Origin of the sequence: Rhodococcus sp. JVH1 (genome assembly GCF_000280725.2) — a bacterium.
Classification (GTDB): Bacteria; Actinomycetota; Actinomycetes; order Mycobacteriales; family Mycobacteriaceae; genus Rhodococcus_F; species Rhodococcus_F jostii_A.
Window position 1 is genome coordinate 867,879 of the sequence record NZ_CP166289.1, and the last position, 23,494, is coordinate 891,372.

The following is a 23,494-nucleotide window of genomic DNA, read 5'->3' on the forward strand; positions in this document are numbered from 1 at the left end:
CGCCTCGGGCGGTGCGATCGCCTCGCTTCAAGCAGCGTTTGCCGAGAGGGTCTTGATGCGGTCGGGGCGGAAGCCCGACCAGTGCTCGTCACCGGCCACGATCACGGGCGCCTGCAGGTATCCCAGTGCCATGACGTAGTCCCGGGCTTCGGGGTCTTCGGTGATGTCGACGACGGAGTATTCGATACCCGCCTTGTCGAGGGCCCGGTAGGTGGCATTGCACTGAACGCAAGCGGGCTTGGTGTAGACGGTGATGCTCATGAAGTCCCTCTTTCCACTGCCGAATGGAGCTGACGAAGTGTGTGTTCAGCGCACTGAGACTTCCCCGGATCGAGATGGCGGTGACCCCCGATGGAGATGCTCACCGAGTCGGTTCTCGTTGTGGTCTCTCAGTGCTCAAGACACTACACCTAGTGGCCGACAGAAACACTTAACCCGAGATGTTGTGAGTCACATTGATGAAATTCCCAGGTCGTCATCCCGCGGACCATAAATTTCATGCTCGCTCCGGCGTGTCGCACATCACATTTTCGGCGTGACGAGGAACACCCCTCGCATCGCGCTCGTGCACTGGAGGCTCCGGGAGCTTACGTCACCTCCGCAGACACGCCCGCATCCGCGGTGCCGGCCCCGGGAGAGCACCGTCCGGACCGGCCGGAGACGACTCCGCAGGACCGTGGCAGCACCCCTCCGAGCGCAGCCCTCGTCCCACCCGGAGACGCCGCTCCCCGACCGCCCGCGGCCGGGCACACCGGGCGTCGCACACGACCCGCTCCCCATGCTTGCCGGCCGGTAACTGCCTGCCGGTCCCGGTACCGTGAGCGCATGTCCGACGACCCCCTGGAACACCTCGCCTGGTCGGCATCCGTGGCGCGCACGACGCGGGTGACGCCGAATATGCAGAGGATCACCCTCGCGGGCGGAGATCTCGGTCGATTCGAGTCCAGCGGTCGGCCGGACGAGCGCCTGCTCCTGGCCTTCCCCCCGGACGGCGCGGAGAAGCGCAGCTACACCGTCCGCCGCTGGGACCCGGACGCCCTGGAGATGGACATCGATTTCGCCGTCCACGCGGGCGGAACCGCGGCGCACTGGGCTGCACGCGCGCGCCCGGGTGAGACGCTCGGCTTCTCCACCGCCTCGGGGTGGCACGCGCCACCCGCCGACGCCGAGTGGCAACTCCTCCTCGCCGACATGACGGCACTGCCCGCCGTCGGCCGGATACTCGAGGAACTACCCGGCTCGTCGCGGGTGCACGTCATCGCGGAGGTCACGACCCCCGAGGACCGACAGCAGTTCACCACCGATGCCGGGGTGACCGTCACGTGGCTGGACGGGAGCGGCAACGGCGCCGGCGACAGTCTGCTCGCCGACGCGGCCCGCGACTGGTCGCGACCGGATGGACCGGGATACGTGTGGTTCGCGGGCGAGGCGAAGGTGTCGCGGGTTGTGCGGCGCTGGTTGCGCCACGACCTGGACTGGCACTCGGACCGATACGACGTCATCGGTTACTGGCGCGACAACAAGGAGGAGTGGGTCGCGCGGTACGAGACGGTGCGTGAACAGATAGAAGCCGCCAGGGACTGCGCCCTGGCGGCCGGTGACGACTTCGACTCGGTGCGCGACGCCGTCGACGCAGCCCTGGATCGGACCGGGCTGTAGCGGCGACGGCGGCGCGTGCGAGCGGATCGTCAGGCGTCGACGAGCTGCTTCGTGGCGTCGACGAGGCTGGCGACGACGTCGGCGACCTGCTGCGCGACCTCAGCGTTCTCGCGCGGGTGCCGGTCACCGAACTTGTCGATGGTGCCGCCGATGGCGAGGGTGACGTCCTCGAGAACCTTGCCGCCGGCGATGCGGACGGCCTTGCGGGTGTCCTCGTGCGCCCACTGTGCACCGTTGCCGCTGGGCGAGGCGCTGATGACGGCGACGGGCTTGTCCTTCACGGCTCCGGTGCCGTACGGCCGGGAAATCCAGTCGATGGCGTTCTTGAGGACGGCGGGGATGGTGCCGTTGTACTCGGGCGTGAGAAGAAGGAGCGCGTCGGCGCGGCCGGCGGCCTCACGCAGCGCCTCGACGGCGGGGATGGAACCGGCGACGTCGATGTCCTCGTTGTAGAAGGGGACGTCTCCGAGGCCGTCGAACACGGTCACCTCGGCACCCGCGGGCGCCACGGCGATCGCGGTCTCGGCGAGCTGACGGTTGACCGAGGCGGCGCGCAGGCTGCCGACGAGAACGAGAACGTTGGTCTGTGACATGTCAATGATCCTTCGATGGTGCGTAGGGCGACTCGTGAACATGTATAGCAACTAAACGGACCGCGGTCCACTTATGTTCCCGTCACGGTAGGATGCGAAGCGTGACCAGTCCCCTGCTACCCCAGATCGGGGTCGATCCCCCGGAACGCGGAGACGCCGCCCGCAACCGGCGTCTTCTGCTCGATGCTGCGGCCCTGCTGGTCGCGGAACGCGGCGTCGACGCCGTCACGATGGACGCGGTCGCCTGCAAGGCCGGTGTGGGCAAGGGCACAGTGTTCCGCCGGTTCGGCAGTCGGTCGGGCCTCATGCACGCACTCCTCGACCACACCGAACGGGAACTCCAGCAGTCGTTCATGTTCGGTCCACCGCCGCTCGGGCCAGGCGCCGACCCGATCGACCGGCTGATCGCCTACGGGCACGCGCGCATCGCAATCGTGGAGGTGCAGGGCGAGGTCCAGCGCGCGGCCGAGAACTCCGTCGAGTTCCGTTTCGCCGCACCCGCCCGGGCGGTGTCCGTGCGCCACGTCGTGTCGCTGCTTCGCGCGGCCGGGGTGCAGTGCGACCACGAACTGCTCGCCTGTTCACTGCTCGCACCCCTCGAGGCCACGCTGGTACTGCACGAATTGCGCGACCTCGGGATGTCCGTCGAACGGCTCGGCGCCGCCTGGGAGGACCTGATCCGGCGCGTCACCCGATGTTGATCCCGAATCGGGACAATTTGTCTAACCTCGGGGAATGCGCACCACCGCCACCGTTCTCGGCCTTCTGACGTTCGCCTCGCTCACCGCCTGCGGCGGCGACGTGCAGCCCGGGCCGCCGGATCCGGCGGGCCGCACCTTCGTGTCCACCTCCGTCGAGGGCGATCCCATTCCCGGCGGTGGGCCGCTCGTGCTCGGCTTCACCGACACCGGACGCCTCTCCGTCGAGGCCGGATGCAATCAGGGCAGCGCCGACGTCGACCTGTCCGGCGGGAAGGTCGTGGCGGGTCCGCTCGCGATGACGTTGATGGCCTGTCCGGGCGAGGCCGCCGGCGCGGACGCCTGGGTGGCGGCACTGCTGGACGCGCAGCCGAACTGGACGCTCGGCGGCGACACACTCACCCTCACCACGCCCACCGGTTCGGTGACGCTGACGGACGAGAAGGTCGTCCGGCCGAATCGGCCCGTCGTCGGGACCACCTGGACGGTGACCGCCCTGATCAGTCCGGACGCGGTCACGACGACGGCGGCGCTGGAGAGGACGGCACCCCAGTTGCTGATCGCCGGCGACGGTTCGGCGTCCGGCTTCACCGGCTGCAACCGCATGACCGGAACCGCGGACGTGCAGCGGAGTTCGATCTCGTTCGGGCCCTGGGCCACCACCCGGATGGCATGCCCCCCGGACGTGTCCGAGGTCGAGCGTGCCGTACTCGCCGCGTTGACCGGGGAGACGAGCTACAGCGTCCATTCGGACTCGCTGCGACTGGTCAACAGCGACGGGATCGGACTGACACTGCGGGCGAGCTAGAGATCCGCCAGCCAGCGACCGAGTTCCCGGGCGCTCGCATCGATCCGGGCGGGCCAGTCCAGTGCCGAGTCGTCGGCCGTGTCGCTGACGTGCTTGACCAGCCGGCACCGGGCGCCGCCGCGAGCGCTGGCATAGGCGACGGCGAAACCCTCCATGTCGACGAGGTCGGCTCTGCGGGCGAGCACGTCGCGCACGCCGGCGTCGGACACGAACAGATCGCCGGTCGCGAGCACCGAACCGTCGCCGTCCGGCAGGGCGAGGAGATCGGCCACGTCGTGCCCGAGTGCCCGGATGGCGTCGCCACTGATGTCGTGGTTGAGGACGGTGGACGGCGTGAACAGGCCGCTGTGATGCTCGTGCAACGCACCGGCGGTGCCGATGTTGACGACGAGCGGCTTGTCCGTTCGCGGATAGTCGGCGAGTGCGGACGCCACGGCCACGGCGGCGCTCACCTTGCCGATCCCGGTGATCAAGACCTCGAACTCGGACGGGACGTGCACGGCCTCCGCCTTGGTCGCGCTGACCACCAGAACGTCCGATCTACTCATGCGCGGAACCGTACCCTGCGTTCGTCAGGGGCACTCGCTAGAGTTCTGTCATGGCTAATCTACGTGCGCAGATCCTCGAGGAACTCGGTGCCCGGCCCACCATCGATGCGGCCGACGAGATCCGCAAACGTGTTCAGTTCCTGAAGGACTACCTGCTGTCGACCCCGGCCAAGGGATTCGTCCTGGGCATCAGCGGCGGTCAGGACAGCACCCTCACCGGACGCCTCGCCCAGCTCGCGGCGAGCGAACTGCGCGACGAGGGCCACGACGCCGAGTTCGTCGCCGTGCGGCTGCCCTACGGCACCCAGGCAGACGAGTCCGACGCGCAGATCTCCCTCGACTTCATCAAGCCCGACCGGTCGGTGGTCGTCAACGTGAAACCCGGTGCGGACGCCACCGCGAAGGAGTCGTCCGAGGCGCTGCGCCACATCATCGGCGACGGCGGCGAACTCCGCGACTTCGTCCGCGGAAACATCAAGGCCCGCGAACGCATGGTGATCCAGTACTCGATCGCCGGCCAGCTCGGATATCTCGTCGTCGGCACCGACCATGCCGCCGAGGCGATCACCGGCTTCTTCACCAAGTTCGGCGACGGTGGCGTGGACGTCACCCCGCTGACCGGGTTGTCCAAGCGTCAGGGCGCCGCGCTCCTGCGAGAACTCGGCGCACCCGAGAGCACGTGGAAGAAGGTCCCCACCGCCGACCTCGAGGACGATCGGCCCGCCCTCCCCGACGAGGAAGCGCTGGGAGTCACGTACGCCCAGATCGACGACTACCTCGAAGGCAAGGACGTGCCGGACGCCGTCGCGCAGAAGCTGGAGACGATGTTCCTGAATACCCGCCACAAGCGGGCGGTCCCGGTGACCCCGCTCGACACGTGGTGGCGGTGACCCGATGGTCCAGGCGCTCGTCGCGGGCGGTACCGGCACTGCAGGCAGGCAGGTGGTCAAGGAGTTCCTCGCGCGCGGTCACTCCGTCCGTGTCCTGACCCGGCACGGCGGTGCGCCGGGCAGCGAGATCGCCCATTTCCATGGTGATCTCGTCACCGGTGACGGCCTCGCGGAGGCACTCGACGGTGTCGACGTCGTGGTGGACACCACCGACGGCAAGACCCGCGGCACCCGGGCCGTGCTGGAGAAGGGCGCCGAGAACCTCCTCGCCACCGCGGACGGCGCGGGAGTCGGACGCGCCGTGCTGCTCTCCATCGTCAACGTCGACCGCAGCGCGTTCCCCTATTACCAGGCGAAGCGGAAGCAGGAACGGGTCTACGAGAGCGCCGCGGTAGAGACGTCGATCGTGCGGGCGACCCAGTTCCACGACATCATTCCCATGATCGCGAAGCCGGCGAGCCGGGCCGGGTTGATCCCCGCGTTCTCCAAGACGAGCTTCCAGACCATCGACACCAGGGATGTCGCGACCGCGCTGGTCGACGCCGCCCTGGCCGCCGAACCGGCGCCGGAGGGGACGATCACGATCGGTGGACCGGAGGTTCGCACCGCCCGCGATCTGACTGCGGCATGGAAGAAGGCCACCGGGACGCACGGATTCGTCGTGACCGTGCCCCTTCCGGGCGCGATGGGTCAGTTCTTTCGGGACGGGTCGAACCTGGTGCCCGACAATCGGTTCGGAACGATCACGTTCGACCGGTGGCTGGCCGACTCCGTGAACGCGGCCCGCTAGCCGCCTGCGAAGGGCGGCAGGACGTCCACCTGCGTGCCGGCGCTGCGGGTCAGGTCGCGCGTCAGCTCGGAGTCCACCAGGAAAGCGGAGACCGACAGCACCTGCTGCATGTCGGGGCCGTACTTGGCCAGGAGATGTTCTTTCACCTGGCCGAGGTCGGCGCCGGCCGGGAGGTCGAGAGTTTCCTTGGTGCAGCCCGCCGCGTCGGCGGCGGCCGCGAAGTACCGAACGGAAATGCCTGTCACGTCAACCACCGATAGCTCCCATGCTGCGTTGCGGCGGGGCGAAGCCGTCCGCGTTGATTCCGTGGCCTGCCCACTTGTTCCACATCGCGCCGCGCCACAACTGCGCCAATTCCTCGTCGCCCGCCCCCGACCGCAGGGCCGCCCGCAGGTCGATCTCCTGGTCGCTGAACAGGCACGACCGTACCGTTCCCTCGGCCGTGAGACGGGTGCGGTCGCAGTCCGAGCAGAACGAGCGGGTGACGGACGCGATGATCCCGACCGTGGCCGGTCCGCCGTCGACGAGCCACTCCTCGGCGGGCGCCGACGGATCTTCTCTCCCGTGTTCGGTGAGGGTGAATCGCTCGCCGAGGACGGCCAGTAACCGGTCGGCGGCAACCATGTTCTCGCGTGCCCACTCGTGATCGGCGTCGAGCGGCATCTCCTCGATGAACCGCAGCGCGACGCCCTCGCTCAGGCACCATTCCAGGAGATCGGCCGCTCCACTGAGCGTTTCGGGCATCAGCACCGCATTGATCTTCAGCGGCGCCAGTCCCGCCCGGGCGGCGGCGCGGATACCGGCGATCACCGACGGCAGCCGGTCGCGCCGCGTCAGTCTCGCGAAGTGCTCACGATCGACCGAATCGAGGGAGACGTTGACCCGCGTCAGTCCGGCGCGGGCGAGCCCGGCCGCGCGGTGCTCGAGACCGACCGCGTTGGTGGTCATCGCGAGCGGGATCCCCGGTGCACGCTCGGCGCACCCGGCGATCATCTGCTCGAGATCCACCCGCATCAGCGGCTCGCCCCCGGTGAACCGCACCTCACGCACACCGAGCCGGTGGACGGCGATGTCGACGAGCCGGACGATCTCGTTCGCGGTGAGGAGGTTCTCCGCCGGAATGGCGGGCAGGCCTTCCTCGGGCATGCAGTACGTGCAGCGCAGCGAACACTTCTCGGTGATGGACACCCGCAGGTCACGCGCGACTCGGCCGAACCGGTCGACCAGCTGGTCGACGTCGGGCCTCCCGTCGAGCGAGACCGACGACCGGACGGTCGGGATACCCATCGCCACCGCCGTCATCGAGTTGCCTTTCCCTGCATCTGTCCAGTATGCCGCGAGGGGGTGACCGTTGTCCGGCGCGGTGCCCGTCGCCCGGTTGGTGGGATGCCTAGGATTGGTGACCATGGCCGGAGGAACATCGTGACCGCACGCTCTGTGGAGCAGCACGCCCAGCACGTCGCCGAACTCCTCGCGACGCTCCATGAGCGCCCGGCCGAGGAGATTCCGCTCGGCGAGGCGCTCGGGCGCGCCCTCGCCGCCGACGTCCACTCCCCCGTCGACCTGCCGTTGTTCCGGAATTCGCAGATGGACGGATACGCGGTCGACGCCGCGTCCGTCGCGTCGGTCCCGGCCGTGCTGCCGGTGCTGGGCGTGATCGCCGCGGGACCGGCCGGCGCCACCACCCACACACCCGGGACCGCCTACCGGATCATGACCGGTGCGCCGATCCCCGACGGCGCCGACGCCGTCGTCCCGGTGGAGGACACGGAGACCACGGACGGACAGGTCCGCATCGAACGCTCGCGCACCACGGGCGAATTCGTGCGCGAGCGCGGCAGCGACGTCCGGGAGGGCACGCTCCTGCTGCCCGTCGGCAGTGTTCTCGCCGCCCGGCACATCGCCGTCCTCGCCGCCGTCGGCCTGCAGCGTGTCCCGGTGCGTCCGCGTCCCCGCATCGCCGTGATCACCACGGGCGCGGAACTGGTGGACGCGGGGACCACACTGCACCCCGGAGAGATCTACGACTCCAACGGAATCGCCCTCGCGTCGAGCGCCAGGGCCAACGGCGCCGAGGTCGTTTCGATCACCCGCAGCGGCGACGACCCGGCCGAGTTCCGGACCCTGCTCGCGGAGGCGACCACCACCGCCGATCTGGTCCTCACCTCCGGCGGGGTGTCGATGGGCGACTTCGAGGTGGTCAAGGAGACGCTCTCGCCGCTCGGCGCACAGTTCGGTCACGTCGCGATGCAACCGGGCGGCCCGCAGGGCACCGCCGTCGTGGACGGAACGCCCGTCCTCAACTTTCCCGGGAACCCGGTGAGCACCCTCGTCTCGTTCGAGGTGTTCGCGCGTCCCGAGATCCGGCGCGCGGCCGGGCTCCCCCCGACCGAACCCGAGGAGCTGCCGCTTGCCGCGGCCGTCACCTCCATTCCCGGCAAGCGGCAATTCCTCCGCGCACGCCGCACCGACGCCGGAGTCGAACTCGTGTCCGGCCCCGGTTCCCATCTCGTCGCCGCGATGGCATGGGCGGACGTCCTCCTCGACGTTCCCGCCGACGTCACCGCGCTCGACGCCGGACAACTCGTGAAGGTGATCCCCCTATGAGCGACCTGACGCACCTCGACAGTGAGGGCCGCGCCCGCATGGTCGATGTGAGCGCGAAAGCGGACACGACCCGAATTGCGGTGGCCGCCGGGCAATTGGTCACCACACCCGCGGTGATCGAACTGGTCCGCGCCGACGATCTGCCCAAGGCGGACGTTCTCGCGACGGCCAGGATCGCCGGGATCGCGGGGGCGAAGAAGACGTCCGAGCTGATTCCGCTGTGCCATCAGCTCGCGCTGTCGTCGGTGAAACTGGAGTTCGGGTTCACGGGCGACGCCATCACGATCGAGGCCACCGCGAAGACGAAGGGCCCGACGGGCGTCGAGATGGAGGCCCTCACCGCCGTGGCGGTAGCCGGGTTGACGTTGCACGACATGGTGAAAGCCGTCGACCCCGCCGCGACACTGGACGGTGTCCGATTGCTCACCAAGGACGGCGGCAAACGCGGACACTGGACGCGTGAGCAGCAGAGTCCCGAAACCCCCACGGTGACACCGCGGTCCGCGGCCGTACTGGTCGCCTCGACCGGCGGCGCCAAGGGCACACGGGCAGACACTACCGGCCCGGTGATCGCCGCGTGGCTCGAGGACCGCGGCTTCACCACCCGGGGCCCGCTGGTCTATGCGGACGCCGACATCGCCGCCGGCCTCGCCGACGCCCTGTCCGGCAATCCGGCGCTGATCATCAGTACCGGCGGTACCGGCGTCTCCCCCACGGATGCCACCCCGGAGGCCACCCGCGCGGTGCTCGACCGAGAACTCCCCGGTGTGGCCGACGCCATCCGGAACCGCGGGACGGAGGTGACGCCGCACGCCTCGCTGAGCCGCGGACTCGCCGGTGTGGCGAACGGCACAGTCGTGGTGAATCTGCCCGGCTCACCGGGTGGCGTCAAGGACGGATTGTCCGTCCTCGACCCCATCGTCGACCACCTTCTCGCTCAGGTCGCAGGCGGAGGTGCGCACGATGAGTGACATCCTCGCCCAGATCTCGGATCAGCCCCTCGATCCCGCCGTCGTCGACGCCGCCGTGGCCGGGCCCGAGCACGGCGCCGTGGTGGTGTTCACCGGCGTCGTCCGCAACCACGATGGCGGACAATCCGTTTCGGCCCTCGAGTACCAGTCGCACCCGGACGCCGAGCGCTTCCTCCGTACCGTCTGCGAGGAGGTCGCGGCGTCGACCGGACTGCCCGTGGCCGCCGTCCACCGGGTCGGGTCCCTCACCGTCGGCGACCTCGCGGTGGTCGCCGCGGTCGCCGCACCACACCGCGCCCAGGCGTTCGCCGCGTGCGCCGAACTGGTCGAACGGATCAAGCACGAGGTACCCATCTGGAAGCGGCAGAAGTTCGCCGACGGGGCCTCGGAATGGGTCGGTTTGTGAGTCCTCGGTCGGACCGGTCGGCTGTCACCGGGTAGAGTGGCGATCACTAGGTGACCACGACGGTCATCGAGCGTCGTAGAACGCATTCAGTTCGGTCACCCGAATCCTGTTGGATGTGCACCACCGCATCCGCTCTTCTTACGGCGAAGAAGCTTGCCGACCGGCAACGCCGCCAACCTGTGCTCGAGCTCCGACGGAGACCTTCCGTATCGGCCCTCCGGGCACAACCCTGTGCCCGAAAGGCCTGACCACTTGTCTGACACACATACTCCCGACACGACGTTCGCTGCGCTCGGCGTCCGCGAACCACTGGTGAAAGCACTCGCCGACAAGGGGATCACCTCCCCGTTCCCGATCCAGGTCGACACCCTCCCCGACACGCTGTCGGGCCGCGACGTGCTCGGCCGGGGCAAGACGGGCAGCGGTAAGACGCTCGCCTTCTCCATTCCGATGGTGTCCCGCCTCGCGGGCGAACTGTCCGGCGGAAAGCGCCGCCCGGGCCGCCCGATGGGCCTGATCCTGGCCCCCACCCGTGAGCTCGCCACGCAGATCACCGCAGCCCTCGAGCCCCTCGCCGCCGCCTACGACCTGCGGGTCACCACCATCTTCGGTGGTGTCTCCCAGAACCGTCAGGTAAGCGCTCTCAAGGCCGGCGTCGACATCGTCGTCGCGTGCCCCGGACGGCTCGAAGACCTGATGAAGCAGAAGTTCGTGAGCCTCGACGCCGTCGAGATCACCGTGCTCGACGAGGCCGATCACATGGCCGACCTCGGCTTCCTGCCCGTCGTCACCCGCATCCTCACCGCGACCCCCCAGCACGGGCAGCGGCTGCTGTTCTCCGCCACGCTGGACAACGGCGTCGACAAGCTGGTGAAGCGGTTCCTGAAGAACGAGGTCCTGCACTCGGTCGACGAGGCGAACTCGCCCGTCGCCGCCATGACGCACCACGTGTTCGACGTGGACGGCGTCGAAGCCAAACGGAAGCTGGTCGAGCGGCTGGCGTCCGGAACCGGACGCCGGATCCTGTTCATGCGCACCAAGCACCAGGCCCGCAAGCTGGCCCGTCAGCTCACCGAGGCGGGAATCCCCTCGGTCGACCTGCACGGCAACCTGTCGCAGGCGGCCCGTGACCGCAACCTCGCGTCGTTCTCCGCCGGTGAGGCACGCGTGCTGGTGGCCACCGACGTCGCAGCGCGCGGCGTCCACGTCGACGACGTGCAGTTGGTCGTCCACGTCGATCCGCCCGCCGAGCACAAGGCATACCTGCACCGTTCCGGTCGCACCGCACGCGCGGGCAGCGCCGGCGACGTCGTGACGGTCGTGCTGCCCGAGCAGCGCAAGGACCTCGCGGTCCTGATGCGCAAGGCCGCGATCAAGGTGACCCCCCTCCGCAGCACCGCGGATTCCGCGCACGTGCTCGACCTGGTCGGCGCCATCGCACCGCACGTCACCCCCGCCCCCAAGGCGGCGGCGCCGGCGTCGAACGGCGGCGGACGCAATCAGCGACCGGGCGGCGCCCAGGGTGGACGCGGCGGTCAGGACGGTCGCGCACACGGCCAGGGCGGCGGGGCACGTCGCTCCCGCTCCGGCGGTGCCGGACGCCCGCGCGCCGCGTCGTCCACGGGCGGTGGAACCCGCACGGCGTCCGCGGCCGGCTCACGCCGCCGTCAGGGCTAGAACTTTTCGAGGTGGACGGCGTCGGCCAGTGGCCGGCGCCCCCGCCACCCGAAGCGCTCGAGGTCCGGCACCTGCTGGAACTCGGCAACCTTCCCCACGCACAGCCAGGCGATGGGGCGCACCGGGTCGGGGATGCCCAGCAGTTCGGTGAGATACGGCTCGTCGTAGAACGACACCCAGCCGACGCCGACGTTCTCGGCTGCCGCGGCGAGCCACAGGTTCTGGATCGCGAGCACCGCGGAGAACAGACCGGTGTCGTCGACCGTGTGCCTGCCGAGGATGTGTTCGCCCCCTCGGCTCCGGTCGTAGGTGACGACGATTCCCATACCGCTCTCGCAGATCCCCTCGATCTTGATGGGATCGAACTTCTTCTTCCGGTCCTCGGGCAGCGAGTCCGCGAAACGCCGCCGGGCGCCGGCCACATGATCGGCGAACGTGGTCAGCGTCGCGGTGTCGCGCACGACGACGAAATCCCACGGCTGCGTGTTGCCCACGCTGGGGGCGCAGTGCGCCGCACCCAGGATGCGGTCGAGCACGGCGGCCGCGATCGGCTCCCCGGTGAACTCGGCCCGCACGTCGCGGCGACGACGGATCGCGTCGTACACGGACAGCGCTGGCTCGGGATTCGTTTCAGGACTACACACAGACTCGGTCACGCGGTCACGGTATAGCGGTGCACGCCCAGCATCGCGCCGGGGTCCGCCTCGTCTCCCTCCGCCACGACGCAGTCCGCGAGCCGGGTCCGCACGTGCTCGGCCTCGATGTCGGCGCCGATGAGCACCAGCTGGGTCGCCCGCTCCTCGCCGGGTTCCCAGCGCGTCGACGTGAATCTGATGTGCGGGCCGACCGTCTGCACTTCGAACTTCCGCGACTGTCCGGGCACCGCGAAGTGCACGAATCCCTTGATCCGGTAGATCCCGACCGGTCGCTTCTCGAGGAACTCGACGAGCCGACGCGGATCGATCGGGTCGTCGGAGGCGAAATCGACTGCCTCGTAGGACGAGTGCAGGTGATCGTGGTCTTCGCAGTGATCGTGCTGGTCGAGCAGGAGCTGGTCGAGGGTGAGCTGCTCCCCCGCCGCCGGTTCACGCCCGGGTTCACGGTCGAACAGCAGGGTGGGCTCGATCCTGCCGTGCGCGGTGGTCAGGACGGGCGCGCGGTCGTTGTAGTCGCGGACCATCGCCTGCACGGCGGCGCGTCGGCCGTCGTCGATGCGGTCCGTCTTGTTCAGGATCACGAGGTCGGCGAGCGTGACGTGCTTGCCGAGGTCCGGGTGCTGCGCCGACATGTCCTCGAACTGCTCACCGTCGACCATCACGACGAGGCCGCCGTACACGACGTGCGGGTTGGTGCTGCCGAGAACGAGCCGAATCATGTTGCGCGGCTCGGCAAGTCCGCTCGCCTCGACGATGATGACGTCGATCTGCGACGTGGGATGGGCGAGGCGGTCCAGCATCTCGTCCATGTCGCTCACGTCCACGGCGCAGCACATGCAGCCGTTGCTCAGCGACACCATGGAATCGACCTGACCGGCCACCATCATCGAATCGATGTTCACGGCGCCGAAGTCGTTGACGATGACGCCGACCCGGACCCCGCGGTTGTTGCGCAGCACGTGGTTGAGCAGTGTCGTCTTTCCCGAACCGAGGAATCCGGCGACGATGACGACGGGAATCCGCTTCTTCGCCAACGCTGCGACCTCCGTGGGACCTCGACGATCTACCGGGCGCCCATCCTAGCGTCCCGCCCCCGCGGCGAGGATCGCCGCGTCGACGTCGGCAGCGGGCGTCATCGGCAGCGCGTGATGTGTGGCGCCGGGAATCGTCGTGACCGTGGCCGACGGGAGCAACCGGCGGACGTTCGCCGCCACCCTGCCCGGATCGTGCGCCCGACTGCCCCCGGCAAGCACCACGGCAGTGTGCGCGGTCAGCCTCGCCAGCGCCTCGGCCTTCGGGCGCGGCGGCACCATGAGCGCAGTGCGGCCGAAAGCGGCCGCCCCGAGCGCGCTCACGGCCAGCCACCGCGGGTCGACTCCGGTGCCCGCGGTCTCCCAGCCGATCAGACTCCGCTGCCGCTTCTCCGTCGGCCTGATCAGCGCCGGCACCGCACGGAGCAGATACCTCGGGCTCATGCCCGCAAAGCAGGACGTCGGGTCGAGCAGCACCAGGCTGTCGACGCGACGGGAATCGTGCAGCGCGTAGGCGAGGGCGATCATGGCGCCGTACGAATGACCGACCACCGCGGACACGTTCACCCCGAGGTGGTCGAGCACCGCGTCCAGCCACTCGAACAGGTTCAGGGCCGTGCGCAGCGGTGCACCGTCGTTCACACTGCGCCCCACATCGCCCATGACGTCCACCGCGAACACCCGGTGACTGCGGGCGAGGGCCGCGACGTTCCCGATCCACACGGTCGACGTCGCCCCGCCCCCGGGCAGCAGCAGAAGCGACGCCCCCGACTCGGGTCCGCACACGTTCACCCGGGTGGACCCGAACCGCGTCGGGACGTCGACGGGGGTGACGTCCACCGGCCACTCGTCCAGCAGCGCGTCGTAGGCGGCGAAGAAGTCGTCGACTGCCTTCATCAGCCCTCCTCGGTTATCTCGACAATCGAGATACTAGACAAACGAAGGAAAAGTCGCAGTAGATTACAGAGCGTGGACCCGGACGAAGGCGCGCAGACCGTGCACCGGCTTCGCGCACTGGCAGTCGAGCTGAATCTGCTCGGCGCCGAATTCGCGCAACTGCACGGACTGCACACCACCGATCTGCGCGCCCTGATCTGCATCCTCGACGCCGACCGGGCGGGACTCGTCGCCACACCCGGATGGCTCGGAAGTCAGCTCGGCATCAACTCCGCCTCGGTCACCGCCCTGCTCGACCGCATGGAGAAGGCAGACCTGATCCGGCGCGACCGGGACGCCGACGACCGCCGCAGGTCGTTGCTCGCGGTCACACCCCGCGCCGTCGACCTCGGTCGGACGTTCTTCGGGCCGCTCATCGACCGGACGGCCTCCGTCCTCGACGACTTCGACGCCCCCGAAAGGGCCACCATTTCACGGTTTCTCGACGGCGTGAACCGTGCGGTCACCGTCGAACGCCAGGCCGGCGCTCAGCGCACGGACGGCGCGGAGTCGAGGTCGCGGACACGACGCGCGGGCGACCCCGCGTAGAGCCCGTTCGGCGCGCAGTCGCGGGTGACCACCGTGCCCGCCCCGATGACACATCCGTCCCCCACCGTCACTCCGGGAAGGATGATCGCGCCCGCGCCGATCCAGCACCCGTCGCCGACCACGATCGGACGGTCGACCACCCGCCCGCCCCGGCCGTCGCTCGGACCGATCTCGTGAGTACTCGTGATGAACTGCGCGCGGTGCCCGACAGCAACCTGCCTGCCGAGCGTGATGGGCGCGGTGCCGTCGAACAGCACTCCGCGGTTGACGAACGTCCCCAGCCCCATCGTGACGTCCCTGCTGCCGAAATAGCAGCCGGAATAGATACCGGCTCCCCACACTTTCGCGCCCGCCGCCATCAGCAGGAGAACGCGAAGCCACACGGGGACGAACGCGGAGGCCTGGACGATGGTGACGAACCGCATCCCGTCACCCTATCGCCACGGTGCCGGTTCGATACCGGAAGTTGCTCGTCGTTAACTGCGACACCGCCCGAAGATCCGAGGCGCGGCGTACGATGTGGGCGCCAACGAAGATGCCCGAGGGGGGACAGTGAGACAACTGGATAGCGACGGATTCGCTGCACTGATGGAGTCCATCCCCCACGCGATCAGCGTTCACGACCGGGAACGAAACCTCGTGTTCAGCAACCCCGCCTGCGCGGCCCTGATCGGCTACGACACCGCCGAATTCGCAGACCTCGAACACGAGCAACTGTTCCACCCCGACGACGCCGAGCTGTGGGGCACCATGCTCGCCCGGGTTCTGGGCACGGAAAGCACCAGCGCGACAGCACATCTGCGCATCCGCCACCGGGAAGGCCACTGGATCTGGGTGCGCGTCGCGGCGTCCACGTTCACCGCAGGTGCCGAGAGGTTGGTCGCCCTCGTGCTCCAGGACGAATCCGACACGATCTGGGGCAACCCCACGGCCGCGAGGCAACCGATCCGATAACCGCCCGCTCACCGACCGTCGCCGGACGCCGTGCCACTACACGGCGGAGTCCGGACGGTCGCGCCGCAGCGCCGGCAGAAATGGGTGCGGTGCCCACCGTTGGTCGACGTCGCGCACCCACACACCTCCCACCCCACCAGGCACGTGTTGGCGGCCAGCGCGTGCCCGTTCGGACAGCGCCCCGGCGCGGTTTCGGTTCTGGCGGCCACACGCCCAACCTACCTCGCGATCGAACATATGTGCGAGCTCGACCCGGACCGCCGTCGCTGCGGTGGGCGGTCACATGTAGTTGCCGGGCGACCCGTCCTCCTGCCCGTCCTCCCGCTCCACCAGGAACCAGCTCCCGGGGGCGTAGATCAGCTCCCGGGCGGCACGGACGATGACGAGCGCCCCGGACTCGTGGATGCTGTAGCTGTCGTCGTCGCCGAAGTCGGTGACGGCGAACTCCGCCAATTGGTCGAATGATCGATGCGTCACAGTGAATGTCATGACGCCAGTGTCCCACCGGGACAAGGGGATGAACGAGGAAAGCCTCCCACCCGCATGGTCTGCGGATGAGAGGCTTCTCTCGAAAGTGGAGCTAAGGGGACTCGAACCCCTGACCCCCACACTGCCAGTGTGGTGCGCTACCAGCTGCGCCATAGCCCCGTATTCGGTTGTTCTCTGCACTCGGAATGACTTCCTCCGTGCTCGAAGAAAGTTACACCATTGCCGACCAGGCCAACAAATCGCCTGGTCAGAGGCGCTTCGCGCCCGTGCGTGGTTAAGGAGTCCAGACACTCGTCAACCGCGCACGGGCGGCGGAGCCGCCTACAGCTGCGACACCCAGTTCTCGTTGGAGAGTGCATCGATCACGGTGCCGTCCTTGACCACGGCAGGGGTGCCGGTAGCGCCGCTCGCGGCGAGGGCCTGACGGCCCGCCTCGGCGTGCGCACGGGCCTGCTCGACCTTCGCACCGGTGGTGATGCACTGGACGGCCTCGTCGGACGCTCCGGCGTCGCCGGCGATCTGCGAGAGCTCCTCGTTGGTGTGATCGGAGCTGCCGTTCTCCTTCGGCTGGTTCGACGGCGAGAACAGCGCCGCGTGGAACGCCGAATATGCCACGGCGTCACCGGTTTCTGCGACGCACTCGGACGCCGCGACGGCGCGGGTGGAGTAGTCACCGCTGGCCGAGAGCTGGTCGAGGAAGTTCAGGACGTGATAGCGGACCGCCACCTTGCCGTCGTCGATGGCCTGCGCGAGTTCCTGGCCGTTCTTGTTCTCGAGTTCGGCGCAGTACGGGCACATGGGATCTTCGAACAGATCGACCGTGGTGGCCGCGTCGGGGCGGCCGAGACGCACGACGCCGTCATCCTGCAGCGCCACCTGGACCTCGGAGTTCTGGACCCCGCCGTAACCGTCGTTGCGCGGCTTGCTGCGGTTGCTCTGCCAGATCACACCACCGATGACCAGTACGGCGATGACCAGTACGGCGAGCCCACCGAGAATGTAGGTGGACCGGCTGGATTCCGGCTGCGGGTTGTACTTGTTCTTCGAGCTCACGTGGATGCAGTCCTTCGACGTCGGATCGATTTACCGAATGCTTACTCTGCCACCGTCTGCTGAGGGGTCACTGAGAAAGTGGTGCGGGAGCCGAGCCCCAGCGCGGACGGGCTGCGGGGGAAGACGATCAGCCACACGGCCAGTGCGAGGAATCCCACATCCCGGAGTATTTCCTTGGCGTAGTCCCAGCCGTTCACGTCGGCCGCACCGCCGCCGCCGAAGCATCCGCAGTCGATGGACAGTCCGCGGGCCCACACCGAGACGATCACGGCGATGAGCACGAGCAGGAGCGCGGCGGACACCGCGGCCGTGGCGCGGACGGCGAGCCCGATCAGTAGAAGCAGTCCGAGGGCGATCTCGAAGAACGGCAGCGTGTTCGCGACCGGCCGGACGAGGTCCTCGGGAAGCAGTTGGTAGGCGCGGACCGCGATGATCGTCTGGGCGGGGTCGGCGACTTTGAGTGCGCCGGAGACCAGCCAGACGGCGGCGAGAGACAGCCGGGCGAGAAGGGAGACGACCTTGATCCACACCCGAACGAGCGTACCGAAGACGCCGGTCAGACCGCCTCGACCGACACCTTGGGCGCCGGCTTGTTCGGCACGAGCAGCCAGCCCACTGCGGCGAGGAGCATGACCCCGCCGGTCACGCCGAATGCGACCGCGTACGACAAGTGCTGGGCGAGCAGACCCGCCCCGACCGGTCCGAGGACTCCGCCGACGTCGGCGACCATCTGGAAGGTGGCCAGCACGGGACCGCCGCGGGACTTCGCGCCCACGACGTCGGCGACCGCGGCTTGCTGCGCGGGACTCATCACTCCGGAACCGACGCCTGCGATGCCGGACAGCACCAGGAACACGAGCAGGTTCTCGCTGAGGCCCATCCCGACGGTGCTGGCGCCGCACACCAGCAGTCCGAGCAGGACGAACAGCTTCCGGCCGTAGACGTCGGACAACCGCCCGGACACGATGAGGACGAGCGCGTTGCCGACGGCGAAGACGGTGAGGGCGATGCCGGCGAGGGCGGCGTCGCGGTGCAGCGCCTCGACGACGAACAGCGGGACCATCGCCACCCGCACGCCGAAGATCACCCCACCGAACGCGAAATTGGAGCCGAGCGCGGCGCGATAGACGGGTTGCCCGAGGGCCTCCCGCAGCGTCATGGCGGCTCCGGCGGCGGTGGCGTCGGGCGCCGTCAGGTGCGAACCCCGCAGGCTGACGAAGACGACCGCGGCCGCGATGACGAGGGCGATCGCGTAGATGACGAACGGAACCCGGAGCCCGAATCCGACGAGCAGCCCGCCGACGAGGGGTCCGGAGATCGATCCCATCAGGAAGCTCGTCGCGTACAGCCCCGACACTCGACCGCGGCTGTCCACCGGTGCGATGCGGATCACCAGGCCCATCGCCGACACCGTGAACATCGTCGAGCCGATGCCCCCGAGTGCGCGGAAGACGAGCAATTGCCAGTAGTCCCCCGCGACCGCGCAGGCGGCGGTCGAGGCGGCGACGATCAGGAGTCCGGTGATGTAGACCGGCCGCTCCCCCAGTTTCTGCACGAGCCGGCCGCTGACCGGGGCGAAGACCAAGCGCATGAACGCGAAGGACGAGATCACGACGGTGGCCGCCGTCACGCTCACGTCGAAGCTGCGGGCGAACTGCGGGAGGGCGGGTGCGACGATCCCGAATCCGAGTGCGATGACGAAGCTGGCCGAGACCAGCACCCAGATTTCCGAGGGGAGCCGCGGGCTGCGCCCGGCGGGCAGCCCGGCTGCGCGAGTGTTCATAGTTGAATCCGATGGTAGGTGCCCCACCTTCGGCGGCAGCACCTACCCCGGCCGAACGTCTACTTCAGGACGTCGGCCACCAGCTCCTTGGCCGCCGCCTGCACCTGCGCGAGATGGTCCGGGCCTTTGAACGATTCGGCGTAGATCTTGTACACGTCCTCGGTGCCCGACGGCCGCGCCGCGAACCACGCAGACTCGGTGGTGACCTTCAGCCCACCGAGGGCGGCCCCGTTACCCGGGGCACTCGTCAGCGTCGCGGTGATCGGCTCCCCCGCCAGTTCGGTGGCCGACACCTGTTCGGGCGACAGCTTGGCCAGCACCGCCTTCTGCTCCCGGGTGGCGGGGGCATCGATGCGCGCGTAGGCGGGGCTGCCGAACTGCTCTGCGAGTTCCCGGTACCGCACCGAGGGTGTCTTGCCGGTCACCGCCGTCATCTCCGAGGCGAGCAGGGCCAGGATGATCCCGTCCTTGTCGGTGGTCCACACCCCGCCGTCGTGGCGCAGGAACGACGCACCCGCACTCTCCTCGCCACCGAAGCCGAGCGAGCCCTCGAGAAGTCCGGGGACGAACCACTTGAATCCCACCGGCACCTCCAGCAGTTCGCGGCCGAGGCTTCCGACCACCCGGTCGATCATCGACGAACTGACGAGCGTCTTGCCCACCTTCACCGTCGAACCCCACCCCGTGCGGTGCGAGAACAGGTAGTCGATGGCCACCGCGAGGTAGTGGTTGGGATTCATCAGTCCCCCATCGGGAGTGACGATCCCGTGCCGGTCCGCGTCGGCATCGTTTCCGGTGGAGATGTCGAACCGGTCCTTGGCTCCGATCAGCGAGGCCATGGCGTCGGGCGACGAGCAGTCCATGCGGATCTTGCCGTCGGTGTCGAGGGTCATGAACCGCCACGTGGCATCGACGAGCGGATTGACGACCTCGAGATCGAGCCGATGGGTGTCGGCGATCGCACCCCAGTAGTCGACGCTCGCTCCGCCCAGCGGGTCGGCGCCGATCCGGACTCCGGCGCTCCGGATGGCCTCGAGATCGAGGACGCTCGGCAGGTCGTCGATGTAGAAGCGGAGGAAGTCGTACCGCTCGGCCCGCTGGATCGCCCGGTCCGCGGACACTCTCCGCACACCCGAGAGGTCCCGGCGGAGTAACTCGTTGGCACGGTCGGCGATGATCGTCGTCGCCTCGGAGCCGGCGGGGCCACCGTGCGGCGGGTTGTACTTGAAGCCGCCGTCGCGCGGCGGGTTGTGCGACGGCGTCACGACGATGCCGTCGGCCTGCGACTCCGGGCCGCTGCGGTTGTAGCGGAGAATCGCGTGACTGACCGCGGGGGTCGGGGTGTACCGGTCCCGCGAATCGATCAGCACCGTCACGTCGTTCGCGGCCAGCACCTCGAGAGCCGACGTCCACGCCGGCTCCGACAGGGCGTGGGTGTCGCGCCCGACGAACAGCGGTCCGTCGATGCCCTGGGACGCCCGGTACTCGACGATGGCCTGGGTTGTGGCCAGGATGTGCGCCTCGTTGAAGGCGTTGTCGAGGCTCGACCCCCGGTGCCCCGATGTCCCGAACACCACCTGCTGCAAGGGATTCTCGGGGTCGGGCACGCCGCTGTAGTACGCGGTCACCAGGTGCGCGATGTCTACGAGATCCTCCGGCAGTGCCACCTGACCCGCTCTGTCGTGCGCCACGAGACCTCCTGGAAACTCATCGGGATCGAACTCGACTACCCACCCATCCTGCACCCTCGCACCGGAGTCTGCCCTCAAGACGTCAATCGGAATCCCAGCCAGGCGGCGGCCAGTCCGGCCGCCACACTCGCGACCACGTAGACGACGGACGTGAGCGCCCGCCGGATCCGCAGCAGTCCCACCGATTCCACCGCGAACGTCGAGTACGTGGTCAGTCCGCCGCAGAAGCCCGTGCCCAGCAAGGCGAACGTCTGCTCGGACAGCGATGCCCCCGACAGCAGTCCGAGGATCAGGCACCCGGCGACGTTCACGAGGAAGGTGGCCACCGGAAAGCTGCGATACGAGTCGACGTACCGGCCGGTGAGGTATCGCGTCGTCGCACCGAGCGCGCCGCCGAGGGCCACGAGCAGGACGGTCATGCCACCGCCTTCCGGGCCAGCCGATGCCGGTGACCGGCGAGCATCCCCAGCCGCGCCGCGAGCAGGGCAGGTATCAGGGTGGCCACCACGTAGAGCGTCGCGGTGACGGCGTCCTCCCGCACCGCGTCGACGGCGAACGTCGAGAACGTGGTGAAACCGCCGAGGACGCCGACGCCCAGGAACAGTCGCGACAACCGGTCCGGCCCGACCGTCTCGGCGAGGTAGCCGAGCAGCAGTGACCCGACCACGTTGATCAGAAGGACGGTCCAGATGCCCGGCCACAGCTCGGCCAGCAGAAATCTCGCGGACGCACCGAGCGCACCACCCAGGGCGACCACGGCCACCGGTTTCGTCAGGGACACGGCACACATCGTGTCACGGCGGCGGGGCGGGGTGTTCGAACTCCGCCGGGCACGAAAAAGTCCGGGCCGGACACCTGGTGGTGTCCGGCCCGGATCTGGTGGAGCTGCCGGGAATTGAACCCGGGTCCTCCGCAGCAAAGCTAGGGCTTCTCCGTGTGCAGTTTGCTATGTCTCTACTTGGATCTCCCAGTCTCGCAAACAAGCCAGGATGACGATCCCAGTCGCTGTTGGTTGTCCCATTCGACTCCGCGACCGAGTCGAACGGTAAAGCCCTCTAGCTGATGCCAGTACCCGGGCCGAGGGCGAACCCGGACTGACAGACACGCAGTCGCTACTTAGGCAGCGAGTGCGTAGTCGCGCTGATTGGAATCGGCGCTTATATGTTTGCAGCGACGCTTACGGTGGTCTCTTGCCTGCACCGACACGCTTCCCCTACCTCAACGTACGCAGTCGAAACCGTTCAGCCCCGTACGTGCCCCACGAGTCTCGCGGGGCCACCTAGTGTAACGCGAACCCGGTCCGGTTTCATCCCGGTTTTCCTCCCGAGTGTCGACGGCCGTATTTCAGCTGGCCACGGCGATCATTCCGACGGCCGCGAGGGCGAGGAGCATCCCCGCCTGCTGCATTCTGCTCACCCGTTCACCGAGCATCACCATCGCCAGCAGCACGGTGGCGGCGGGGTACAGCGATCCGATCACGCTGACGAGCGACAGCAGCCCGCCCTGGAACGCATACATCATGGCCGCATTGGCGAGGACGTCGAGGAAACTCACGTACACGGCGAGCTTGAGGGGTTCGCCGTGCGGGAGCACGAAGTGGCCGGCCGACAACGCGACGAGCCACACCACCGCGGTCGCCGCGGCACGGGACACGGCGAGCGCCCACATCCCGCCGTCGTCACCGATCTGGTGCAAGGACACGAAGGAGAGCGCGAACGCGATGCCGGATCCGACGGTCAGCAGCGCCACGGTCCGGGTGAAGCGCAGCACCCTGCCTCCGGCCACCTCCCCCGCGGTCTCGTCGGGAGATTCCCGGCTGACGAGGACCACGGCGACGAGGGCCACGACGATCCCGACGTACGCGATGGGCCCGGGCCGCTCACCGAATGCGAGCCCGATCAGCACCGGAATCCCCGCGACCAGCACGGCCGTCAACGGCGACACCACCGACATCGGTCCCGACGCCAGTGCGAGGTAGAACCACCAGACCGCCACGCCACCGGCCGCTCCCGCGAGAGCACCCCAGACGAGGGAGGACGAGGTGAGGGTGCCCCCGGCGAACGGGGCGATCGCGAGCACGATCAGCAGCGACAGCGGGTACGACACGATGACGACGCGAAGCGCCGCCACCCGGCGGGACGCGACTCCCCCGATGAAATCGCTCACGCCGTAACCGATCGCGGCCACGAGCGCGAGCAGGATCGATGTCAGCGCATGCCCTTGACTCGGCGGCCGAGTTCGCGGGTCACCTCACGCTCGGCGGTTCGCCTGGCCAGATCCTGGCGCTTGTCGTAGTCTTGCTTACCCTTCGCGAGCGCGAGCTCCACCTTGACCTTGCCGTCGGAGAAGTACATCGACAGGGGAACGAGGGTCTGGTTTCCCTCCCGCGTCTTGCCGACGAGATGCTCGATCTCCTGCTTGTGCAGCAGCAACTTCCGGGTTCGGCGCGGCGCGTGGTTGGTCCACGTGCCCTGCGTGTATTCGGGAATGTGCAGGGAGCGCAGCCAGACCTCACCGTCGTCGACGGTGGCGAACGCGTCGACCAGCGACGCCTTGCCCTCGCGCAGACTCTTCACCTCGGTACCGACGAGGGCGATCCCCGCCTCGTAGACGTCGAGGATGGTGTAGTTGTGACGCGCCTTGCGATTGGTCGCAATGACCTTGCGGCCCTTTTCCTTCACGTTCCGGGCCTTTCAGTCCGCGAT

At 68.6% G+C, this 23,494-nt stretch carries 29 protein-coding genes, 1 tRNA gene and 1 other RNA gene; 11 read left to right on the forward strand and 20 right to left on the reverse strand.

Annotated elements, in window-relative coordinates; all coding sequences use genetic code 11:
- Nucleotides 1-27: 27 nt before the first annotated feature.
- Nucleotides 28-261 (reverse strand): redoxin NrdH, encoded by a 234-nt coding sequence (locus JVH1_RS04090; protein WP_005240286.1) that lies wholly within the window; start codon nt 259-261, stop codon nt 28-30.
- 564 nt (nt 262-825) lie between these two features.
- Between JVH1_RS04090 and JVH1_RS04095 the strand changes: the two genes are divergently transcribed.
- The gene (locus JVH1_RS04095; RefSeq protein ID WP_009479634.1) at nt 826-1,659 is read left to right on the forward strand and encodes a siderophore-interacting protein; all 834 of its coding nucleotides are present in this window, start codon (nt 826-828) and stop codon (nt 1,657-1,659) included.
- Between the two features lie 29 nt (nt 1,660-1,688).
- Here JVH1_RS04095 and JVH1_RS04100 read toward each other — a convergent pair whose 3' ends face one another.
- Nucleotides 1,689-2,252: an NAD(P)H-dependent oxidoreductase gene (locus JVH1_RS04100; RefSeq protein ID WP_009479633.1), complete on the reverse strand. Its 564-nt coding sequence runs from the start codon at nt 2,250-2,252 to the stop codon at nt 1,689-1,691.
- Nucleotides 2,253-2,353: 101 nt separating this feature from the next.
- On the opposite strand from JVH1_RS04100, the gene JVH1_RS04105 reads away from it, so the two are divergent.
- Nucleotides 2,354-2,953: a TetR/AcrR family transcriptional regulator gene (locus tag JVH1_RS04105; protein WP_009479632.1), complete on the forward strand. Its 600-nt coding sequence runs from the start codon at nt 2,354-2,356 to the stop codon at nt 2,951-2,953.
- 34 nt (nt 2,954-2,987) lie between these two features.
- Entirely contained in the window at nt 2,988-3,758 is a 771-nt protein-coding gene (locus JVH1_RS04110; protein ID WP_009479631.1) for an META domain-containing protein, read from the forward strand.
- On the opposite strand, the gene JVH1_RS04115 is transcribed toward JVH1_RS04110, so the two are convergent.
- Nucleotides 3,755-4,306 carry a nucleosidase gene (locus JVH1_RS04115; RefSeq protein WP_009479630.1) on the reverse strand — a complete coding sequence of 184 codons (552 nt, stop codon included), beginning with the start codon at nt 4,304-4,306 and terminating at the stop codon, nt 3,755-3,757. The genes JVH1_RS04110 and JVH1_RS04115 overlap by 4 nt on opposite strands.
- A gap of 50 nt (nt 4,307-4,356) precedes the next feature.
- On the opposite strand from JVH1_RS04115, the gene nadE reads away from it, so the two are divergent.
- Both nadE and JVH1_RS04125 read left to right on the forward strand, forming a co-directional pair.
- Nucleotides 4,357-5,196, forward strand: coding sequence for an ammonia-dependent NAD(+) synthetase (gene nadE / locus JVH1_RS04120; protein WP_009479629.1), 840 nt, complete (start codon nt 4,357-4,359; stop codon nt 5,194-5,196).
- Nucleotides 5,197-5,200: 4 nt separating this feature from the next.
- Nucleotides 5,201-5,986 (forward strand): SDR family oxidoreductase, encoded by a 786-nt coding sequence (locus tag JVH1_RS04125; RefSeq protein ID WP_009479628.1) that lies wholly within the window; start codon nt 5,201-5,203, stop codon nt 5,984-5,986.
- Here the strand turns inward: JVH1_RS04125 and JVH1_RS04130 are convergent.
- Both JVH1_RS04130 and moaA read right to left on the reverse strand, forming a co-directional pair.
- A complete protein-coding gene (locus JVH1_RS04130; RefSeq protein ID WP_009479627.1) occupies nt 5,983-6,240 on the reverse strand; it encodes a MoaD/ThiS family protein in 258 nt (85 codons plus the stop codon). The genes JVH1_RS04125 and JVH1_RS04130 overlap by 4 nt on opposite strands.
- On the reverse strand, nt 6,233-7,288 hold the full coding sequence (moaA, locus tag JVH1_RS04135) for a GTP 3',8-cyclase MoaA (protein ID WP_043782234.1): 1,056 nt from the start codon (nt 7,286-7,288) through the stop codon (nt 6,233-6,235). Before moaA ends, JVH1_RS04130 begins: the two co-directional genes overlap by 8 nt.
- A 120-nt stretch (nt 7,289-7,408) precedes the next feature.
- Between moaA and glp the strand changes: the two genes are divergently transcribed.
- The 4 genes from glp (at nt 7,409) to JVH1_RS04155 (ending at nt 11,647) form a co-directional block, all read left to right on the forward strand.
- A complete protein-coding gene (glp, locus tag JVH1_RS04140) occupies nt 7,409-8,593 on the forward strand; it encodes a gephyrin-like molybdotransferase Glp (RefSeq protein WP_009479625.1) in 1,185 nt (394 codons plus the stop codon).
- Complete coding sequence (moaCB, locus tag JVH1_RS04145; RefSeq protein WP_009479624.1) at nt 8,590-9,564, forward strand: bifunctional molybdenum cofactor biosynthesis protein MoaC/MoaB; 975 nt, start codon at nt 8,590-8,592, stop codon at nt 9,562-9,564. The genes glp and moaCB overlap by 4 nt, the downstream gene beginning before the upstream one ends.
- Nucleotides 9,557-9,970, forward strand: a complete 414-nt coding sequence (locus JVH1_RS04150; RefSeq protein ID WP_009479623.1) for a molybdenum cofactor biosynthesis protein MoaE — start codon at nt 9,557-9,559, stop codon at nt 9,968-9,970. Before moaCB ends, JVH1_RS04150 begins: the two co-directional genes overlap by 8 nt.
- A gap of 252 nt (nt 9,971-10,222) precedes the next feature.
- On the forward strand, nt 10,223-11,647 hold the full coding sequence (locus tag JVH1_RS04155) for a DEAD/DEAH box helicase (RefSeq protein WP_009479621.1): 1,425 nt from the start codon (nt 10,223-10,225) through the stop codon (nt 11,645-11,647).
- Here the strand turns inward: JVH1_RS04155 and bluB are convergent.
- Genes bluB through JVH1_RS04170 form a run of 3 tightly spaced genes read right to left on the reverse strand, consistent with a single transcriptional unit; the run spans nt 11,644 to nt 14,231 of the window.
- Nucleotides 11,644-12,303 carry a 5,6-dimethylbenzimidazole synthase gene (bluB, locus tag JVH1_RS04160; protein WP_051033799.1) on the reverse strand — a complete coding sequence of 220 codons (660 nt, stop codon included), beginning with the start codon at nt 12,301-12,303 and terminating at the stop codon, nt 11,644-11,646. The genes JVH1_RS04155 and bluB overlap by 4 nt on opposite strands.
- On the reverse strand, nt 12,300-13,337 hold the full coding sequence (locus tag JVH1_RS04165; protein WP_009479619.1) for a GTP-binding protein: 1,038 nt from the start codon (nt 13,335-13,337) through the stop codon (nt 12,300-12,302). Before JVH1_RS04165 ends, bluB begins: the two co-directional genes overlap by 4 nt.
- Before the next feature lie 45 nt (nt 13,338-13,382).
- Complete coding sequence (locus JVH1_RS04170; RefSeq protein WP_009479618.1) at nt 13,383-14,231, reverse strand: alpha/beta fold hydrolase; 849 nt, start codon at nt 14,229-14,231, stop codon at nt 13,383-13,385.
- A 72-nt stretch (nt 14,232-14,303) separates the two neighbouring features.
- On the opposite strand from JVH1_RS04170, the gene JVH1_RS04175 reads away from it, so the two are divergent.
- The gene (locus tag JVH1_RS04175; protein WP_009479617.1) at nt 14,304-14,819 is read left to right on the forward strand and encodes a MarR family winged helix-turn-helix transcriptional regulator; all 516 of its coding nucleotides are present in this window, start codon (nt 14,304-14,306) and stop codon (nt 14,817-14,819) included.
- On the opposite strand, the gene JVH1_RS04180 is transcribed toward JVH1_RS04175, so the two are convergent.
- Nucleotides 14,759-15,244, reverse strand: coding sequence for a DapH/DapD/GlmU-related protein (locus JVH1_RS04180; protein ID WP_016883133.1), 486 nt, complete (start codon nt 15,242-15,244; stop codon nt 14,759-14,761). The genes JVH1_RS04175 and JVH1_RS04180 overlap by 61 nt on opposite strands.
- A gap of 127 nt (nt 15,245-15,371) precedes the next feature.
- Between JVH1_RS04180 and JVH1_RS04185 the strand changes: the two genes are divergently transcribed.
- A complete protein-coding gene (locus tag JVH1_RS04185) occupies nt 15,372-15,773 on the forward strand; it encodes a PAS domain S-box protein (protein WP_011598323.1) in 402 nt (133 codons plus the stop codon).
- A gap of 279 nt (nt 15,774-16,052) precedes the next feature.
- Here JVH1_RS04185 and JVH1_RS04190 read toward each other — a convergent pair whose 3' ends face one another.
- From JVH1_RS04190 to smpB, 11 genes are all read right to left on the reverse strand, one after another.
- The gene (locus tag JVH1_RS04190) at nt 16,053-16,262 is read right to left on the reverse strand and encodes a hypothetical protein (protein WP_011598322.1); all 210 of its coding nucleotides are present in this window, start codon (nt 16,260-16,262) and stop codon (nt 16,053-16,055) included.
- 86 nt (nt 16,263-16,348) lie between these two features.
- Nucleotides 16,349-16,421, reverse strand: a tRNA-Ala gene (locus JVH1_RS04195).
- A gap of 162 nt (nt 16,422-16,583) precedes the next feature.
- Nucleotides 16,584-17,315: a DsbA family protein gene (locus JVH1_RS04200; protein ID WP_009479614.1), complete on the reverse strand. Its 732-nt coding sequence runs from the start codon at nt 17,313-17,315 to the stop codon at nt 16,584-16,586.
- A 41-nt stretch (nt 17,316-17,356) separates the two neighbouring features.
- Complete coding sequence (locus JVH1_RS04205) at nt 17,357-17,845, reverse strand: MauE/DoxX family redox-associated membrane protein (protein ID WP_009479613.1); 489 nt, start codon at nt 17,843-17,845, stop codon at nt 17,357-17,359.
- Nucleotides 17,846-17,871: 26 nt separating this feature from the next.
- Nucleotides 17,872-19,098: an MFS transporter gene (locus JVH1_RS04210; RefSeq protein ID WP_009479612.1), complete on the reverse strand. Its 1,227-nt coding sequence runs from the start codon at nt 19,096-19,098 to the stop codon at nt 17,872-17,874.
- Between the two features lie 59 nt (nt 19,099-19,157).
- Entirely contained in the window at nt 19,158-20,789 is a 1,632-nt protein-coding gene (gene pgm / locus JVH1_RS04215; RefSeq protein ID WP_009479611.1) for a phosphoglucomutase (alpha-D-glucose-1,6-bisphosphate-dependent), read from the reverse strand.
- A gap of 74 nt (nt 20,790-20,863) precedes the next feature.
- A complete protein-coding gene (gene crcB, locus JVH1_RS04220; RefSeq protein WP_043782217.1) occupies nt 20,864-21,208 on the reverse strand; it encodes a fluoride efflux transporter CrcB in 345 nt (114 codons plus the stop codon).
- The gene (locus JVH1_RS04225; protein WP_011598316.1) at nt 21,205-21,579 is read right to left on the reverse strand and encodes a CrcB family protein; all 375 of its coding nucleotides are present in this window, start codon (nt 21,577-21,579) and stop codon (nt 21,205-21,207) included. The genes crcB and JVH1_RS04225 overlap by 4 nt, the downstream gene beginning before the upstream one ends.
- Before the next feature lie 87 nt (nt 21,580-21,666).
- Nucleotides 21,667-22,038: a transfer-messenger RNA gene (ssrA, locus tag JVH1_RS04230) on the reverse strand.
- Between the two features lie 95 nt (nt 22,039-22,133).
- Complete coding sequence (locus JVH1_RS04235; RefSeq protein WP_081437489.1) at nt 22,134-22,988, reverse strand: DMT family transporter; 855 nt, start codon at nt 22,986-22,988, stop codon at nt 22,134-22,136.
- Between the two features lie 8 nt (nt 22,989-22,996).
- Nucleotides 22,997-23,470, reverse strand: a complete 474-nt coding sequence (gene smpB / locus JVH1_RS04240) for an SsrA-binding protein SmpB (protein ID WP_009479609.1) — start codon at nt 23,468-23,470, stop codon at nt 22,997-22,999.
- Nucleotides 23,471-23,494: the final 24 nt, after the last annotated feature.

Excerpts from the sequence above, each read along its gene's own strand:
- JVH1_RS04090 (WP_005240286.1), bottom strand. The coding sequence starts at position 261 with ATGAGCATCACCGTCTACACCAAGCCCGCTTGCGTTCAGTGCAATGCC.
- JVH1_RS04095 (WP_009479634.1), top strand. The coding sequence starts at position 826 with ATGTCCGACGACCCCCTGGAACACCTCGCCTGGTCGGCATCCGTGGCG.
- JVH1_RS04100 (WP_009479633.1), bottom strand. The coding sequence starts at position 2,252 with ATGTCACAGACCAACGTTCTCGTTCTCGTCGGCAGCCTGCGCGCCGCC.
- JVH1_RS04110 (WP_009479631.1), top strand. The coding sequence starts at position 2,988 with ATGCGCACCACCGCCACCGTTCTCGGCCTTCTGACGTTCGCCTCGCTC.
- JVH1_RS04115 (WP_009479630.1), bottom strand. The coding sequence starts at position 4,306 with ATGAGTAGATCGGACGTTCTGGTGGTCAGCGCGACCAAGGCGGAGGCC.
- nadE (WP_009479629.1), top strand. The coding sequence starts at position 4,357 with ATGGCTAATCTACGTGCGCAGATCCTCGAGGAACTCGGTGCCCGGCCC.
- JVH1_RS04125 (WP_009479628.1), top strand. The coding sequence starts at position 5,201 with ATGGTCCAGGCGCTCGTCGCGGGCGGTACCGGCACTGCAGGCAGGCAG.
- moaA (WP_043782234.1), bottom strand. The coding sequence starts at position 7,288 with ATGACGGCGGTGGCGATGGGTATCCCGACCGTCCGGTCGTCGGTCTCG.
- moaCB (WP_009479624.1), top strand. The coding sequence starts at position 8,590 with ATGAGCGACCTGACGCACCTCGACAGTGAGGGCCGCGCCCGCATGGTC.
- JVH1_RS04150 (WP_009479623.1), top strand. The coding sequence starts at position 9,557 with ATGAGTGACATCCTCGCCCAGATCTCGGATCAGCCCCTCGATCCCGCC.
- JVH1_RS04170 (WP_009479618.1), bottom strand. The coding sequence starts at position 14,231 with ATGAAGGCAGTCGACGACTTCTTCGCCGCCTACGACGCGCTGCTGGAC.
- JVH1_RS04180 (WP_016883133.1), bottom strand. The coding sequence starts at position 15,244 with ATGCGGTTCGTCACCATCGTCCAGGCCTCCGCGTTCGTCCCCGTGTGG.
- JVH1_RS04190 (WP_011598322.1), bottom strand. The coding sequence starts at position 16,262 with ATGACATTCACTGTGACGCATCGATCATTCGACCAATTGGCGGAGTTC.
- JVH1_RS04210 (WP_009479612.1), bottom strand. The coding sequence starts at position 19,098 with ATGAACACTCGCGCAGCCGGGCTGCCCGCCGGGCGCAGCCCGCGGCTC.
- crcB (WP_043782217.1), bottom strand. The coding sequence starts at position 21,208 with ATGACCGTCCTGCTCGTGGCCCTCGGCGGCGCGCTCGGTGCGACGACG.
- JVH1_RS04225 (WP_011598316.1), bottom strand. The coding sequence starts at position 21,579 with ATGTGTGCCGTGTCCCTGACGAAACCGGTGGCCGTGGTCGCCCTGGGT.